Source organism: Bradyrhizobium sp. Ken51, from assembly GCF_055807435.1.
This window is the reverse complement of the sequence record NZ_JBVVPB010000204.1, coordinates 1-243: the sequence shown is the minus strand read 5'-3', so window position 1 is coordinate 243 and position 243 is coordinate 1. Positions and strand designations below refer to the sequence as shown.

Genomic DNA, 243 nt, shown 5'->3' with positions numbered 1-243 from the left:
ATCGTCCTCGGCCCTATCGGCCCGCGTCGCGGTCAGGAACTTGTCGCGCGCTAGGTCCTCCCTGGTGGGCACCAGGGGCATGAACTCGGCCTGCTCGATGTAGGTCCACTCCATGACCGCATCGCAGTCGAGGCCGCGTTCCTTCACCGTCTCTTGCAGGTCGCGGTACGCCCGCTCGTTGAGCGGCTGGTAACGGGCCAATTGGTCGTAAATGGCTGTCGGCCATGAGCGGCCTTTCCTGTT

Annotated in this window: 1 protein-coding gene; it reads right to left on the bottom strand. The window is 64.2% G+C overall.

Annotated elements, in window-relative coordinates:
- On the bottom strand, positions 1 to 243 hold a 243-nt coding region (locus AC0L27_RS41490), incomplete at both ends, for a hypothetical protein (RefSeq protein ID WP_473323933.1).